Annotated in this window: 12 protein-coding genes; 8 read left to right on the top strand and 4 right to left on the bottom strand. The window is 66.5% G+C overall.

Features of this window, described 5'->3' with window-relative positions; all coding sequences use genetic code 11:
- Nucleotides 1-97: 97 nt before the first annotated feature.
- The 3 genes from AC5P7U_RS07525 to AC5P7U_RS07515 all read left to right on the top strand — a co-directional run bounded on the left by AC5P7U_RS07525 (nucleotide 98) and on the right by AC5P7U_RS07515 (nucleotide 3,695).
- The gene (locus tag AC5P7U_RS07525; RefSeq protein ID WP_308309488.1) at nucleotides 98-580 is read left to right on the top strand and encodes a hypothetical protein; all 483 of its coding nucleotides are present in this window, start codon (nucleotides 98-100) and stop codon (nucleotides 578-580) included.
- A gap of 91 nt (nucleotides 581-671) precedes the next feature.
- A complete protein-coding gene (locus AC5P7U_RS07520; protein WP_414554707.1) occupies nucleotides 672-1,820 on the top strand; it encodes an acetyltransferase domain-containing protein in 1,149 nt (382 codons plus the stop codon).
- A 120-nt stretch (nucleotides 1,821-1,940) separates the two neighbouring features.
- Nucleotides 1,941-3,695 (top strand): peptide MFS transporter, encoded by a 1,755-nt coding sequence (locus AC5P7U_RS07515; protein ID WP_006424095.1) that lies wholly within the window; start codon nucleotides 1,941-1,943, stop codon nucleotides 3,693-3,695.
- A 57-nt stretch (nucleotides 3,696-3,752) separates the two neighbouring features.
- On the opposite strand, the gene AC5P7U_RS07510 is transcribed toward AC5P7U_RS07515, so the two are convergent.
- Entirely contained in the window at nucleotides 3,753-5,735 is a 1,983-nt protein-coding gene (locus AC5P7U_RS07510) for an alpha/beta hydrolase family protein (RefSeq protein ID WP_197564684.1), read from the bottom strand.
- Nucleotides 5,736-5,900: 165 nt separating this feature from the next.
- Entirely contained in the window at nucleotides 5,901-6,536 is a 636-nt protein-coding gene (locus tag AC5P7U_RS07505; RefSeq protein ID WP_308309163.1) for a LysE/ArgO family amino acid transporter, read from the bottom strand.
- 138 nt (nucleotides 6,537-6,674) lie between these two features.
- On the opposite strand from AC5P7U_RS07505, the gene AC5P7U_RS07500 reads away from it, so the two are divergent.
- Nucleotides 6,675-7,580, top strand: coding sequence for a LysR family transcriptional regulator ArgP (locus AC5P7U_RS07500; protein ID WP_006424060.1), 906 nt, complete (start codon nucleotides 6,675-6,677; stop codon nucleotides 7,578-7,580).
- Nucleotides 7,581-7,671: 91 nt separating this feature from the next.
- Nucleotides 7,672-8,118, top strand: coding sequence for a GNAT family N-acetyltransferase (locus AC5P7U_RS07495; protein WP_006424059.1), 447 nt, complete (start codon nucleotides 7,672-7,674; stop codon nucleotides 8,116-8,118).
- A gap of 62 nt (nucleotides 8,119-8,180) precedes the next feature.
- On the opposite strand, the gene AC5P7U_RS07490 is transcribed toward AC5P7U_RS07495, so the two are convergent.
- Nucleotides 8,181-8,669, bottom strand: a complete 489-nt coding sequence (locus AC5P7U_RS07490; RefSeq protein ID WP_006424058.1) for a hypothetical protein — start codon at nucleotides 8,667-8,669, stop codon at nucleotides 8,181-8,183.
- The gene (locus AC5P7U_RS07485; RefSeq protein ID WP_495220939.1) at nucleotides 8,654-9,772 is read right to left on the bottom strand and encodes a PAAR domain-containing protein; all 1,119 of its coding nucleotides are present in this window, start codon (nucleotides 9,770-9,772) and stop codon (nucleotides 8,654-8,656) included. Before AC5P7U_RS07485 ends, AC5P7U_RS07490 begins: the two co-directional genes overlap by 16 nt.
- 221 nt (nucleotides 9,773-9,993) lie before the next feature.
- On the opposite strand from AC5P7U_RS07485, the gene mqo reads away from it, so the two are divergent.
- The 3 genes from mqo to AC5P7U_RS07470 all read left to right on the top strand — a co-directional run.
- Nucleotides 9,994-11,700 carry a malate dehydrogenase (quinone) gene (mqo, locus tag AC5P7U_RS07480; RefSeq protein ID WP_197564683.1) on the top strand — a complete coding sequence of 569 codons (1,707 nt, stop codon included), beginning with the start codon at nucleotides 9,994-9,996 and terminating at the stop codon, nucleotides 11,698-11,700.
- A 264-nt stretch (nucleotides 11,701-11,964) separates the two neighbouring features.
- A complete protein-coding gene (locus AC5P7U_RS07475) occupies nucleotides 11,965-14,154 on the top strand; it encodes a TonB-dependent siderophore receptor (protein WP_312560375.1) in 2,190 nt (729 codons plus the stop codon).
- 179 nt (nucleotides 14,155-14,333) lie between these two features.
- Nucleotides 14,334-15,477 (top strand): malonate decarboxylase subunit alpha (locus tag AC5P7U_RS07470; RefSeq protein WP_495220937.1); only part of this gene is annotated, 1,144 nt, incomplete at its 3' end.

Here is a 15,477-nt window from a genome sequence, read left to right as displayed (position 1 = left end):
TCTCGACTCCCCATGCATCGTGTTCACGATCCAAATGCTGTCGCCGAGCCGACCTATGAAAAACACACTTCGTATGCGCCCGATCAATGGACCGGTCATGGCCATCGTGACCTTGCTCTGCTCGCTGCCCCTTTGTGATCACGCATCGGCCTGGAGTCGCGTTGGCGCGATCGAGGTCACAGACCACGCCGGCAGACCCTGTTTCGGGCTTCCCAGGAAAGAGCGCAAGCGTATCGGCGAGACTCCTCAGGTGTTTGGTGTGGAGGTGCATGACGCGATTACTCCACCGCTGCGGCGGCTATGGTCTTTCGACTTTTCCTATCCCGCGTCACTCCCGCTTCCACCCGGCGCTTGCGTCCTCTATGGAGAAGTGCCAGCCAACGCCGCTGCAGGGCAAGCGGCCATGACGCTGCAGTCTGGACGCCTGTACAACGTCACGATGTCGGCCACCAGAACGGGCGCCACCCGGTTCTATAGCGCCCGATTCTGCGTGAAGGCGAACGCCGATGGCAGCCTGCGGGCGATCCAGGTCCGCTACGACGACGCTCTGGGCTGGAGTCCTGCGGTCTGCCTGCCCTGAGCTGATGGACGCGCTCGTCGGCATCTCTCAGCGCCTGCTGGAAACAGGCAATTGTTATGTTATATCCTGTCGCGCCGAACGAACATCGTACGTGGCTTCTCCTTCCTCCCCTCGGCTGGCCTCCATCGACCAGCTGCGCGGCACCGTCATGCTGCTGATGCTGCTCGACCACGTGCGCGAGACCTTTTTCCTGCAGCACCAGGTCGGCGACCCGATGGATGCGGCCAGCGTATCCCCTGCCCTGTTCGCCTGCCGCCTGCTGGCCCATCTGTGCGCCCCGGTGTTCGTGCTGCTCACCGGCCTGTCGGCGTGGCTGTACGGCCAGCGCCAGGCCGACCCGCGCCGCGCGATCGCCGCCTTCCTGCTCAAGCGCGGCCTGTTCCTGGTGGTGCTGGAACTGACCCTGGTCAACTTCGCCTGGACCTTCCAGTTCCCGCCGGACACGCTGTACCTGCAGGTGATCTGGGCCATCGGCCTGAGCATGATCGCGCTGGCCGGCCTGCTGTGGCTGCCGCGCCCGGCGCTGCTGGTGCTGGGCGTGCTGCTGGTGGCCGGCCATAACCTGTTCGATGGCGTGCGCGTGGAAGGCGACGGCGTGCTGGCCGTGCTGTGGAAAGTGCTGCACCAGCGCGACTGGATCGAGACCGGCGTGTTGCGCCTGCGCACGTCCTACCCGGTACTGCCGTGGATCGGGGTGATCGTGCTGGGCTACCTGATGGGGCCGTGGTTCGCGCGCGATCGCGATCCGACGCAACGCCAGCGCTGGCTGCTGTGGGCCGGGCTGGCCGCACTGTCAGCCTTCGCCCTGCTGCGCCTGGCCAACGGCTACGGCGAAGCGCCGTGGCAGCACCAGGACAGCACCCTGCGCACCTGGATGAGCGTGTTCAACGTGACCAAGTACCCGCCTTCGCTGCAGTTCCTGCTGCTGACCCTGGGCGTGGGCCTGTTGCTGCTGCGCCTGTACGAATGGCCGCCAGTGGCCCGCGCCCTGCGCCCGCTGGCCGACATCGGAGCGGCGCCGATGTTCTTCTACCTCCTGCACCTGTATGTGCTCAAGCTGCTGTACGTGGCTGCGCTGGCCACGTGGGGCCCCACCCACGGCAGCCTGTACGCGCTGGATTCGGTGGCCGGCCTGCTGCTGGTGGCCTGCGCGCTGGCGGTGGCGATGTACCCGCCGACGCTGCTGTTCGGCCGGTTCAAGGCCCGCCGCCGCGACCTAGCTTGGCTGCGCTACCTGTAGGCCGCCAATCGGGCAGCCATCCACGCATGGCGTGGATCTACTGAAGGCGGGCACGGCGTTACCGGGCGCACCCGCGGCTGCAGGCCTATAATCGCGCCCTTTCCGCTGTTCCCGCCGTCGATGACCGTTGCCGCTACCGCCTCCGACGACTTCCTGGGCCATCCCAAGGGCGTCTACGTCTGCTTCTTCACCGAGATGTGGGAGCGCTTCTCCTTCTACGGCATGAAGGCGCTGCTGCTGCTCTATCTCACCAAGTACCACCTGTTCGGCGACAAGGCCGGGCTGGACCTGCTCGGTGCCTACGGCGGCCTGGTGTACTGCATCCCGGTGTTCGGCGGCATGCTGGCCGACCGCTGGCTGGGCATGCGCCGGGCGGTGCTGTTCGGCGGCATCCTGCTGGTGCTCGGCCACCTGGGCATGGCCTTCGAGGGCCACGCCGCGTACCGGGTGAACGGTGAAGTGGTGCGCGACACCTCGGCGCTGGCGGTGACCTACCTGTCGCTGGCGCTGATCATCATGGGCGTCGGCTTCCTGAAGCCGAACATCTCCACCATCGTCGGCAAGCTCTACGCCAAGGACGACCCGCGCCGTGACTCGGGCTTCTCGCTGTTCTACGCCGGCATCAACCTGGGCGCGCTGTTCTCCTCGCTGGTGTGCGGCTTCCTCGGTGAGGCCTACGGCTGGAAGTACGGCTTCGGCGCGGCCGGCATCGGCATGCTGGCCGGCCTGGCGATGTTCCTGTGGGGCCAGAAATACCTGCAGGGCCATGCCGAACCACCGCAGCCGGCCGCACTGAAGCAGAAGGTGCTGGGCCTGCCCCGCGAATGGCTCATCTATCTGTGCGCGGTGCTCGGTGTGCTGCCGGTGGCGTGGCTGATGTGGGCCGCCGGCAACGGCGCCTTCGCGCTGGGCGGAGAAATCAGCCTGGCGCTGATGCTGATGCTGGTGGTGCTGGGCGGCGTGCTGGTCTGGTTCGCCTGGTTCACCGGCACGAAATGCACGCCGGTACAGCGCCAGCAGATGATCGCGCTGATGGTGCTGATCTTCATGGCGCTGGTGTTCTTCACGATGTACGAGCAGTCGTATGGCTCGTGGGTGACCTTCACCGACCGCCTGCTGACCAAGGACATCGTGCCGTCGCTGGTGATCACCGGCGGTACGCCGCTGCCGTGGTCGATCATCTCGCTGCTGCTGGCACCGCTGGGCTTCGTGGTCAGCGCGCGCCTGTCCGAGCGGCGCCCCGGTTCGGCCGCACCGCGTGCGTTCTTCATCGGCATCGTGGCACTGATGCTGGTGCTGCTGGTGCGCGACTGCCTGGTGATTCCGCAGACCGCCGGTTCGCTGACCTACCTCGGCGGCCTGTTCCTGGTACTGCTGGCACCGGCCTTCGCCGCGTTGTGGACGTGGATGGACCGCCGCGGCTGGGAGCCGGGCAAGCCGGTGAAGTCGGCATGGGGCCTGGTGATCGGTGCGCTGTCGTTCGTGCCGCTGGCGCTGGCGGCGCAGCAGGTCGGCGCCACCGGTGAGATGGCCAGTGTCTGGTGGCTGGTGCTGGCCTACTTCCTGCTGGCCAGCGGCGAGATGTGCCTGTCGCCGGTCGGCCTGTCGGCGGTGACCCAACTGGCGGTACCACGGGTGATGAGCCTGATGATGGGCACCTGGTTCCTGGCCACTGCGTTCTCGGAAACGCTTGCCGCACTGTTCGGCAAGCTCGCTGCCATCGAGGTGCCGGAAGGCGAATCACTCGACATGGTGGCTGCCGCCGGTGCCTATGCGCACCTGTTCTGGCTGCTGATGTGGATCGGCCTGGGCTGTGCGCTGGCCGCCTTCATTGCCGCACCGCTGCTGAAGAAGATGATGCACGGGGTCAAGTAAGCCCGCTGCAGGCGAAATCCGGGGCGGCGGATCGATCATCCGCCGCCCCCGGCTTGTTCAGGGCGCGCTGCTCTTTTCCGCAGGCGTGGCCTGCGCGGCCACCTGTCCCCCCAGGCTGCGCGAGAGGAAGGCCAGCAACCTGCTGTAGTACGTGCGTTGATTGGCAGGAGAATAGAAACCATGCCCTTCGTTCTTGACGAACAGGGTTTCCACCGGCGAGCCGGCCTTCTTCAACGCCGCCTCCATGCGCTCGCTGTGCACGATCGGTGCGCGCTGGTCCTGGCCCCCTGCGGCCAGGAATACCGGCACCCGCACCTGCCCGGCCAGGTTCACCGGCGAGCGTTCCGCCAGCTCATTGGGCGACCCCAGCCAGTTGCGCAGGTACGCCAGGCCTGATTCATCGCTCTGGATGTCGCCCCGGGCATACATCAGCGGCAAGTCGTAGATGCCGACATAACCGGCCGCACACTGGTAGAGACCCGGTTCGCGCACCGCGCCCATCATCGCCGCATAGGCGCCGTAGCTGGCGCCGTAGATGCAGATGCGGTCCTTGTCCGCCACGCCCTGTTCGATGGCCCAGCGCGTGGCATCGGTGACGTCATCCTGCATCGACAGCCCCCATTGCTTGCGCGCTGCCTGCATGTGCGCCCGGCCATAGCCGGAAGAACCGCGGAAATTGACCTGCAGCACCGCGTATCCGGCCGCTGCCAGCATCTGGGTCTCGGCCTCGTAGGCGCCATGGTCGGAAACACCGATCGGCCCACCATGCGGCAGTACCACCATCGGCAGTGCACGCGCCTCGCGCCCGTGCGGGACCGTCAGGAAGCCATGCAGCGGGCGGCCATCGCGCGCCTTGACGCTGATCGGGCGGACCTCGGCGGTCAGCGCCGGGTCGACCCAGTCGCTGCGGCTGATCAGGTGCCGGGCGCTCTTGCCCACCGTGTCATACAGATAGAAGTCACCCGGATTGCGGCCTGACCAGCTCTCCACCAGCACAGTCCTGCCATCGCGCGTGCTGGAGGTGATGTAGACCGGCCCTCCCAGGCCCGCTTCAAGGCTGCGGTAGAGGCGCGCTTCGTCCGAGGCGTCATCGAAGAACGCCGTTCGCGGCGCGCCGCCAAGGAACAGCGCTCCCACCGGCACGCGGCTGCCGGGGCGACGGATGATGCGTGCCGGATCGGCGGTTTCATCGCGCAGCACGGTGCGCCGCTCATTGCTCTGCGGGTCCCAGCTGACAATCGCGTCGGGCCCTTCGGCCTGCTCGACCTGCAGATAGGCCAGGCGACCGTCGGCCGAAAAACCGAGGGGGACTTCGATGCGCTTGCTCAGGGCCTCGTCGTTGAGCAGGATCCATTCGCTGTTGCTGCCCGCCCGGTAGTAGAGCTTCTGCGTTCCATCGGTGACGGCAGCGCGCGCGAATCGCACCTCGCCCTGCTCATCGGTGGTGAAGTGCGCATCGGCAACCGGCGCCCGCGCCACCGCGTTGCGGCGACCGGTCATCACGTCCATGCGCTCGATCTGCGCATGCGTGTTGCCGACAAAGGGAACTACGGTGACCAGCACGTTGCGGTCGTCGTCCTTCAGTTCGTCGCTGAGGTACGCAGCGACCATGCCCGCCGGCTTGACCTTGATGTTGGTACCCAGGCTCTGGTCGGCAACCCGGTACCCCACCAGCAGCTCGCCGCCCTTGCCGTTGGCATTGATGCCGAACAGCTCGCCGGTCGGCGTGGGCCGGTCCAGCAGACCGAGTTTCTGCGCCATGCCCACCAGCAGCCGTTCGTTGCTGACCCAGTCGAAGGTGTGGGCGTGGTCGTTGCGTGGCGGACGGAAGCTGCCGACCATCTTCATGTCGGCAATGCGATAGATCGCCAGTGCCGTCCCGGCTTCCAGCGGTACCGTGGCGGCAACGTACTCTCCGCCCGGCGAAATCTTGATGTCGGTGAACGATTCCTGCCGCAGGAAACGATCCAGATCCAGCGTCGCCGCCGCTGCCCCGCCCGATACGGCCCCCAGCACCACAGCCAGCACAATCCTGCGCATCCTTCCCCCATGGAAAACCGGACAGCCTGTCCGGATACGCGATTCTAGGCACGTACATGCGGCGGATGCCACAGGGACAAAAAACGACGGCACCGTTGCCGGTGCCGTCGTTACCACTACCTTGGAGAGAGAGTCAGGACGTGGGTTCGGGGGGCGTGCGCCGGGTCAATGGACCCCGCGCACCGCCAACGTGAGGGCCAGGATGCTGAGGATCACGGCGATGGTGCCATCCAGCACGCGCCAGGTACTGGGCTTGGTGAACAGCGGCGCAAGCAGGCGCGCGCCCAGGCCCTGTGCGGTCAACCACATGCAGCTGGCGGTGACCACGCCGGCGGCGAACGCCATGCGGGCATTGCCGAAGTTCTCGGCAATCGAGCCGATCACCATCATGTCCAGCCAGAAATGCGGGTTGATCAGCGAGAAACCGACCGCGGCCATCAGTACGGCACGGCGGCTGCCGTCATCGCTGTCAGCCTCGCCCATGCCGCCGCCACCGGCAATCGCACGGCGCGCCGACTTCATCGCATACCAGGCCAGGAATGCCACGCCGGTCCACAGCACGGCGGTGGTCAGCCACGGCAGCGCCGAGGTAAGCGTGCGCAGGCCGGCCACGCTGGCGAAGATGAAGATGGCATCGATGGCCGCGCAGGTGGCGACCACCGGCACGATGTGCTTGCGCAGGATGCCCTGGCGCAGAATGAAGGCGCTCTGGGCCCCGACCACGGCGAACAGGCCGATGCCGGTAGCTGCACCAGAGAACCAGGCACCGAGGCCGGTGCTGGCGGAGATGACCGAGAACATGGGATGGACTGCCTTGTATTGCTTGGGGGGACGGTGCCTCGCGAAGGCGGACAGCACCGGAACGGGCGCCATTGTCGCGCCGCAACATGAAAAAGACGAGCTAAACTTCCTAAACCAACATTAGCGGAACTTAATTCGATGCGTATCGACCATGCCCAGCTGCGCGCCCTGGCCGCGGTGATCCGCGAAGGCAGCTTCGACCGCGCCGCACAGTCGCTGAATGTCACCCCTTCGGCCATCTCGCAGCGGGTCAAGGCGCTGGAGGACCGGGTCGGTCGCCTGCTGGTCAAGCGCGGCACTCCGGCCACCGCCACCGCCGAGGGCCAGGTGCTGGTGCAGCTGGCCGAGCAGACCGCCCTGCTCGAACACGACGCGCTGCACCGGATGGGCCTGGCCGACGAGGACCTGCCCCAGGCCAGCATTCCGGTGGCGGTGAACCACGACAGCCTGGAGACCTGGTTCCCGCAGGCCGCCTCGCAGTTCGCGCAGAGCACCGGCACCACCCTGGACCTGCGCGTGGAGGACCAGGACCACACCGTGGAACTGCTGCGCCAGGGCACCGTGCTGGGCGCGGTGACCACCCTGGACGAGCCGGTGCAGGGCTGCCAGATCCACGCGCTGGGCAGCATCCGCTACGCCGCGACCTGCACCCCGGAGTTCCGCGAGCGCCACTTCGCCAAGGGCGTGACCGCGCAGGCACTGGCGCAGGCGCCGGTGCTGGTGTTCAACCGCAAGGATGAGATGCAGTCGCGCTTTGCCCGGCGCATGGCCGGCGACGACCTGCCGAGCACCGCGCCGACCTGGTGGATTCCCTCCACCCGCGCCTTCGTGCAGGCCAACCTGGGCGGCATGGGCTGGACCATGAACCCGCTGCCGCTGGTCAAGCGGCACCTGGACGCCGGCCGCCTGGTCTACGTGCGGCAGCGCGCGTGGGAAGACGTGCCGCTGTACTGGCAGCACTGGAAGGGTGACGTGCAGACCATGGCGCTGCTGACCCGCGCGGTGCTGGACGCGTCCTCGGCGCTGATCCGGCGCAAGCGCTGAGCGGCGCTCCATGCAATCTCCACGCGTCCTCCACACCGGGTCCATGCGCGATGCGGATACTGGCGGGCCGTTCATTGCAAGGATGCCCCGCATGCCCCTCTCCGTGCGCGATGCCCGCCCCGACGATGCCGCCGTCTGCATCGACCTGCGCGGGCGTACCCGCGAGAACGCCTTCAGTGCCGCGCAACTGGCGGAGCTGGGCATCACCGCGGAAAGCTGGGCGGCCGGCATCGCCCACGGCGAATCGATCGGTCGCATCGCCTGGGAAGGCAAGCGCATGGTGGGCTACTGCTTCGCCGACCGCGCCAGCGGCGAGGTGCTGGTGCTGGCGCTGCTGCCGGACTACGAGGGCCGTGGCATCGGCCGCCAGCTGCTGCAGGAGGTGGTCAGCCTGACCCGCGATGCCGGCCACCAACGCTTGTTCCTGGCCTGCACGGCCGATCCGCGCTCACGCTCGCATGGCTTCTACCGCCGCCTGGGCTGGCGCCCCACCGGTGAGCTCGATGAGGCCGGTGACGAGATCCTGGAACTGCGCTGAAGCAGGGCATGGCCGGATGATCGGGCCGCATTGACCCGGCGCCGCATCGCTGGGCGCGGCAATCAGTCTGCGTCGAGCACGCGCAGCTGCGCCTGCACCACCTGCGCTTCGGTACTGCCTGCACCGGGCGTCAGGTTCACCGAAAGCTGCAGGGTCACATCCATTGGGCGCAACGCGAACCGGGTCAGTTCCTGCGGCTTGATCGGAAAACCAATGCGCAGGGACTGGCCCGCACGCAGCTCCTGCATCTGATCCCGCAGTGCAGCGGCGGCCATGCCACTGCGCAGGGCGGTCGTCTTCCCGGAGTGGTTGTCCTTCACCTTCACCGACGGGCCACGACTGCGGATGTACTCCAGCGGCAATGACACCGGCTCACTGCCGCTGTTGCGCAGCTCCAGCTCGACATTGAGCGTCTGCCCACGGAAACGGCACTGGGCATCGTCCACGCAGCGCGCATGAAGTTCGATCACGGGAGGCAGCTCCTTGCTGTGGGCCGGCAGCGCGGTGGCGGCGGCAAAAGTGGCGATCAGTGAAATCACTTGACGGTGCATGTTATCTCCCGGCCGATCTGGCGGCTCAGCAGCTCGCGTATCTCGCGCGCGATGTTCCAGGCATGTCGCGGCAGGGTCACGGCGCAGTCGACCGAATTCATGATGGTGGCTGCCGGGTCGGACAGCGCGCGCGAATCGGGAACGGCAACCAGCACCTCCGGATCGAGGGTACCGTCGGGCTGGAGGTAGCGCACGGTTTCCTCGTCCGGGTCATTGTAGGAATACTCATCCGGCACGCCCAGCGTATGGGCGAACTCGTGGGCGAAGGTCCACGGCGTTGTTGATACCGAGACGTCGATATCCGGAAACTCGACCTGCTCGCGGTCGTAGCTGCGGTGGATGATCAGTTTGTAGTCGCTGCCGCCCTGCACCCAGCGCACTTCGTAGCGGAGCGGGAAACTGCGGGTACCGCACTGCGGGTCGTGTATGTCCAGGGTGAAGCGGCCATTCCAGAACTGATCGATTCCCTGCTCCATGCGTGCCCGCGCCGCAGTCACTTCGGCCGCGGTGACCCCGGCCTGTGGCATCGGCTGCACCTTGATCGACACCACCACCTCGCCCTGCGCATGCAGCGGGATTTCGATGCGGTAGCTGACCGGGAAGGCGTAATCGTGCTTGTCACCGTTGACGTCGTACGCCTCGTAATAGCGTCCATCCACATCGCGATCGATCCGGGTATCGTGATCGTCCACCCAGCACTGCGGCGCCACCGGCTCTTCCGGCGCGGGCGTGCCGGGCGGTGCGAACGGCGGCGTCTGCAACGGCATCGTCTTCAGCAGCGGCGCCACGATGCCCGCCACCTTGGCCAGCGCACCCAGCGTGGCCTGCCCACCACCACCCCCACCACCGGCGGCGACATGCGCCCGCTGCTGCTTGCCTGCCATCAGCGCGCAGCCGCAGCTGGCCTTGTCGCCGTCGCGGGCGACCGGCTGGCCGTCAATGACCAGAGTGCTGTCACCGGTCACGATCGAGCCGGGCCCGTGCCGGGCGCACATCACCCGATCGCCGACGCGTGCCACGGCGCGGCCTTCGATATCGGTGTGCGGGGAACCTGTCAGTACCGAACCGCCCGTCTGCAGGGCGTCACCTACCACGATCAGCATCCGTGACATCGTTGCGCGGCCACTCCATGGCCAGTAGTCGTTGCGAATCAGCCGGCAATCGTACCGCAGCGCGCACGCCAACAGGATGATGCATTGCACAAAAACCGGACCGGTTCCGGTTAGAATCGTCTCCAGGATGCCGCAAGGCGTTGTTTCTTCACGCCCTTTCCCTGCCCCATGCGCATCCTGAACTCCTCCCCTCCGCCAACGATCCCGCCCCCATGAAGAAATTTGGCAAGGCCCTGCTCGCCCTGCTCGTGCTGCTGTTGCTGGCCGCCGCGCTGTTCCTGTACTGGCCGCTGACCCAGCGCTCGGTGCCCGCCGCCAGCAACGACAAGCCCGTCGACGTTGTGCTGGTCGGCGCCGGCATCATGAGCATCACCCTGGCCACCTACCTGCAGGAACTGCAGCCGGACTGGAACATCCAGGTCTACGAACGCCTCGACGGCGTCGCCGGTGAAAGCTCCGATGGCTGGAACAACGCCGGTACCGGCCATTCGGCGTTCGCCGAACTGAACTACACCCCGGAACTGCCCGATGGCAGCATCGAGACCAAGCGCGCGGTCGGCATCGCTGAATCGTTCGAGGTCTCGCGCCAGTTCTGGTCGCACCAGGTCAAGGAAGGCCGGCTGAGCCAGCCCAGCGACTTCATCAACCCGACCCCGCACATGAGCTTCGTCTGGGGCGATGACAACATCGCCTACCTGCACAAGCGCCAGCAGGCCCTGGTGAAGAACCCGCTGTTCTACGGCATGCAGTACTCCGAAGATCCCAGGCAGATCCAGCAGTGGGCACCGCTGCTGATGGAAGGCCGTGATCCGAAGCAGAAGGTGGCCGCGACCTGGATGCCGCTCGGCACTGACGTCAACTTCGGCGTGATCACCCGCCAGCTGACCACCGGCCTGCAGCGCAGCCCGAACTTCAGCCTGCACCTGAACCACGAAGTGAGCGCGCTGCGGCAGAACGCCGACAAGAGCTGGAACGTGACGGTGAAGGACCTCAAGGCCGGCACCGAGGCCACCACCCACGCCCGCTTCGTGTTCATCGGTGCCGGCGGCGCCGCGCTGAAGCTGCTGCAGATGTCGGGCATCCCAGAGTCGAAGGACTACGCCGGCTTCCCGGTCGGCGGCCAGTTCCTCGCTTTCCAGGGCCAGGACGTGACCTCGCGCCATGGCGTGAAGGCCTACGGCATGGCCGAAACCGGTTCGCCGCCGATGTCGGTGCCGCACCTGGATGCGCGCAAGCTGGACGGCAAGCCGGTGGTGCTGTTCGGGCCGTTCGCGCTGTACAGCACCAAGTTCCTCAAGCACGGCTCGTGGTGGGACCTGTACTCCTCGGTCACCCACAACAACGTCGGCCCGATGCTGGAAGTGGGCAAGGACAACCTGGACCTGGTGCAGTACCTGATGGGCCAGGCACGCCTGAACGATGCCGACCGCCAGGCCGAGCTGGTCAAGTACTTCCCCAACGCCAAGCCGGGCGACTGGAAGCTGGTCACCGCCGGCCAGCGCGTGCAGATCATCAAGCGTGACCCGCTGAAGGGCCCGGTGCTGCAGTTCGGTACCGAGATCGTGACCGACAAGGACCACACTCTTGCCGCCCTGCTCGGCGCCTCACCGGGTGCCTCGACCTCGCCGCCGATCATGCTGGACCTGATGGCCAAGGCCTTCCCGGAGCAGATGAAGGCCGGTTGGGAAGCGCGCCTGCGCGAGATCGTGCCGTCGTACGGGCGCAAGCTCAACGACAGCGCCGCGCTGACCAACGAGATCCGCACGCTGACCAGCCAGGCCCTGCACCTGCCGTACCTGGAGGTGCCGGTCGATGCCAATGCCGCAGCGCCGGCACCGGCACCGGCAGCGGTTCCGGCACCGGCACCGGCACCGGCCAAGGAAAAGCGCAACGCCAACGAGGAACTGCAGGCGCTGTAAGCCCGCAGCATCCCCTGTAGTACATGGACGGACGGCCACCTTCGGGTGGCCGTTCGCGTTTGCGCGGAGGGGACCTGCCCGCTGCCACGCGCCCGAATGACCCTGCGCAGCGATGCGAATTGTAATGTTGTTAAGAATTATTTACATTTGCGCACTGCGCAGTGACCGCGCCGCTCCCAGATGGACCTGACGTGCCCGAAGCCGCCGCCCCGGGTGCTGGACGACTGTTGCCGCCCTTCCCCGCCTCCACGTTTCGAGCCCACCATGTCCCAGATCCGTATCCCCCTTCCGCGCCGCGCGCTGCTGCCGGCTGCCCTGCTGCCATCCCTCACCCTGCTGGCCTCTCCCCTGCTCGCCGCGACCGTTGCCGATGCCTCCGATGCCAAGACCCTGGACCGGGTCAGCGTCCGCGCCGAACAATCCGCACCGCCGTCCAGCTCGACCCGCCTGCCGATCACCCTGCAGGAAACCCCGCAGTCGGCCACCGCGATCAGCCTGCAGCGCCTGCAGGACGAATCGCTGTTCAGCATCAACGACGTGATGCGTACCGTGCCCGGCGTCAGCGTGTCCTTCTATGACACCCAGCGCCCGCTCTACTACGCGCGCGGCTTTGCCATCACCGATTTCCAGGTCGACGGCATTCCCACCTACAGCGGTTCCACCAATCAGGAATACGACACCGCCTTCTACGACCGCATTGAAGTGATCCGCGGCGCCAACGGGCTGCTCAGCGGTGCGGGCGTGCCGTCGGCCACGGTCAACCTGCTGCGCAAGCGTCCGGGCAAGGAGTTCGACGCATCGTTCTCGGTCAGTGCCGGCAGCTGGGACTACCGCCGCATGCAGGCCGACGTGACCGCGCCGCTCACCGATGATGGCCGCTTCCGCAGCCGGGTAGTCGCCGCCTACACCGATCGCGGGCTGTACTACGACCGCTATGACGAAACCAAGATGGCGGGCATGGCGGTGCTGGAAGGCGATGTCACCGACAGCACCACCCTCACCCTGGGTTACCAGAGCCAGGACAACAACCCGACCGGCTCGACCTGGGGCACCGTCGCGTTCTTCGACAACCAGGGCAACTTCGCCCATCTCGCGCGCTCGACCAACCTGTCGCCGAAGTGGAGCTACTGGAAGCGCGAGAGCAATACCGCCTTTGCCAACCTGGAACAGCGCTTCGGCGAGGACTGGCTGCTGAAGATCAACACCGCCTACACCCGTGGCAACGTGCAGAACGTGCGCCTGTACGGTACCGGCTACCCGGACCCGAATTCCGGCGCGGGCATCTACCTGCGCGCCGCCGCAGGCGATTCAAAGGATACGCGCCGCAACGTCGATGCCTACCTGACCGGCACCTTCCCGCTGTTTGGCCGCGACCATGACCTGACCGTGGGTGCACAGTGGTCCGACCTGGAAGGCACCACCAATACCGTGGCGCTGAATTTCCCGGGCGACTGGGCGACCTGCGGCCGTGAGCGCTGCTACTACATCCCCAACGTGTTCAACTGGGACGGCGACATTTCCGAAGTGACCTACAGCCGCACCGGCGCGCGCCGCGTGGCCAAGACCACGCAGAGCGGCGTCTACCTGGCCGCCCGCCTGCGCCTGGCCGATCCGCTGTCGCTGATTGCCGGTGCGCGCCTGAGCCGCTGGCAGACCCTCAGCCGCTCGTACAACGCGGCCGGCGCCTACACCGGTACCAGCGGCGCCTACAAGGTGAGCGATGAGGTCACCCCGTACGTGGGCCTGGTCTACGAGATCACCCCGAACGTCTCGGCGTATGCCAGCTACACCGAGATCTTCAACCCGCAGAACTACAAGGACCGCAACGAGAACCTGCTGGCGCCGGTGCAGGGCTCGAACCTGGAAGCGGGCATCAAGACGCAGTGGTTCGATGGCCGCCTGACCGCCAATGCCGCGGTGTTCGAGGCCAAGCAGGACAACTACGCGGTGCGTGACATGAGCGTTCCGGAAGGCACGCTGAGCGATGGCAGCTCGGCCTACATCGGCATCAATGGCACCAAGGCGCGCGGCTGGGAAATGGACGTCAACGGCGAAATCCTGCCGGGCTGGACGGTCAACGCCGGCTACACCCACGTCAAGGTGACCCGTGCCGCCACCGACCTGCTGTACGCCAACCCGCCCGAGAACCTGCTGCAACTCAACACCCAGGTGCAGCTGCGTGGCGCACTGGAGCGGCTGAGCATCGGCGGCGGCCTGCAGTGGCAGAGCCGGGTACAGGGCTACAACATCGCCTACCCGCTGGGGGGCACGGTGACGGTGAACCAGCCGGCGTACTCGCTGGTGCAGTTCAATGCCAACTACCGCATCAGCGACAACTGGACCGCGACGTTGAGCGTGCGCAACGCGCTGGACAAGACCTACTGGGCCAACCTGGACTACAACAACTTCGGCGAACCGCGCTTCGTGGCGGCCAGCCTGCGCTGGAAGTTCTAGGCAACCGGAAACGGTAGTGCCGGCCGCCGGCCGGCACTACCCCGATCGATGCGGGTCATCCTCCATCTCAAACTGAATGGGCCCGCCTGCGCGCGGGCCCTTCTTTTTGCTGCACTGCGGGTTGCACACCCCTCCATAATTATGTCGTAATTATCTCAACGCCAATCGGAAGCCGGTCGATGAACCCGAGCTGGGATACGTTGCAACGCAGCCGCCGGGCACGCCTGGAGCGCGCTTCGCGCTGGGCCCGCGGCCATGAGGTCGCGGCCGCCGATATCGGCGAACTGCTGCACGCGCTGCTGGAGCCGGGCGACAAGGTCTGCCTGGAGGGCAACAACCAGAAGCAGGCCGACTTCCTCGCCCAGGCACTTGCCGGCCTCGACCCGGCACGGATTCACGACCTGCACATGGTGCAGTCGGTGCTGTCACTGCCTTCGCACCTGGATGTGTTCGAACGCGGCATCGCCTCCAGGCTGGACTTCTCCTTCTCCGGCCCGCAGTCGGTGCGGCTGGCCAACCTGGTGGCCGAGGGGCGCATCCAGATCGGCGCCATCCACACCTACCTGGAACTGTTCGGCCGCTACTTCATCGACCTCACTCCGCGGCTGGCGCTGGTCACTGCGCAGGCCGCCGACCGGAACGGCAACCTCTACACCGGCCCGAACACCGAAGACACGCCGGTGATCGTCGAGGCCACCGCCTTCGGTGGCGGCATCGTGATCGCCCAGGTCAACGAAATCGTCGACACTCTCCCCCGCGTCGACATCCCTGCTGACTGGGTCAACTTCGTGGTGCAGGCGCCGCGCCCGAATCACATCGAACCGCTGTTCACCCGCGACCCGGCACAGATTTCCGAGATCCAGGTGCTGATGGCGATGATGGCGATCAAGGGCATCTACGCCGAGTACGGCGTCAACCGGCTCAACCATGGCATCGGCTTCGACACGGCCGCCATCGAGCTGCTGCTGCCGACCTATGCCGAATCGCTCGGGCTGAAGGGGAAGATCTGCCAGCACTGGGCCCTCAATCCGCACCCGGCGTTGATTCCGGCGATCGAATCGGGCTTCGTAAAATCGGTGCATTCATTCGGCTCCGAACTGGGCATGGAGAAGTACATTGCCGCACGAAGCGATGTGTTCTTCACCGGCACCGATGGCTCCATGCGCTCCAACCGCGCGTTCTCGCAGACCGCCGGCCTGTATGCCTGCGACATGTTCATCGGCTCGACCCTGCAGATCGACCTGCAGGGCAACAGCTCCACGGCCACGCGCGACCGCATCGCCGGCTTCGGCGGCGCACCGAACATGGGCTCGGATGCGCGTG

The organism is Stenotrophomonas sp. YJH_SMC_57 (assembly GCF_059369755.1).
The sequence above is the reverse complement of the archived record's forward strand: the minus strand, read 5'-3'. Positions and strand labels throughout refer to the sequence as shown.

Bases quoted from the DNA above. Each gene is read 5' to 3' on its own strand.
- AC5P7U_RS07525 (WP_308309488.1), top strand. From the start codon at position 98: ATGGCCATCGTGACCTTGCTCTGCTCGCTGCCCCTTTGTGATCACGCA.
- AC5P7U_RS07515 (WP_006424095.1), top strand. From the start codon at position 1,941: ATGACCGTTGCCGCTACCGCCTCCGACGACTTCCTGGGCCATCCCAAG.
- AC5P7U_RS07510 (WP_197564684.1), bottom strand. From the start codon at position 5,735: ATGCGCAGGATTGTGCTGGCTGTGGTGCTGGGGGCCGTATCGGGCGGG.
- AC5P7U_RS07505 (WP_308309163.1), bottom strand. From the start codon at position 6,536: ATGTTCTCGGTCATCTCCGCCAGCACCGGCCTCGGTGCCTGGTTCTCT.
- AC5P7U_RS07500 (WP_006424060.1), top strand. From the start codon at position 6,675: ATGCGTATCGACCATGCCCAGCTGCGCGCCCTGGCCGCGGTGATCCGC.
- AC5P7U_RS07495 (WP_006424059.1), top strand. From the start codon at position 7,672: ATGCCCCTCTCCGTGCGCGATGCCCGCCCCGACGATGCCGCCGTCTGC.
- AC5P7U_RS07490 (WP_006424058.1), bottom strand. From the start codon at position 8,669: ATGCACCGTCAAGTGATTTCACTGATCGCCACTTTTGCCGCCGCCACC.
- AC5P7U_RS07485 (WP_495220939.1), bottom strand. From the start codon at position 9,772: ATGCTGATCGTGGTAGGTGACGCCCTGCAGACGGGCGGTTCGGTACTG.
- mqo (WP_197564683.1), top strand. From the start codon at position 9,994: ATGAAGAAATTTGGCAAGGCCCTGCTCGCCCTGCTCGTGCTGCTGTTG.
- AC5P7U_RS07475 (WP_312560375.1), top strand. From the start codon at position 11,965: ATGTCCCAGATCCGTATCCCCCTTCCGCGCCGCGCGCTGCTGCCGGCT.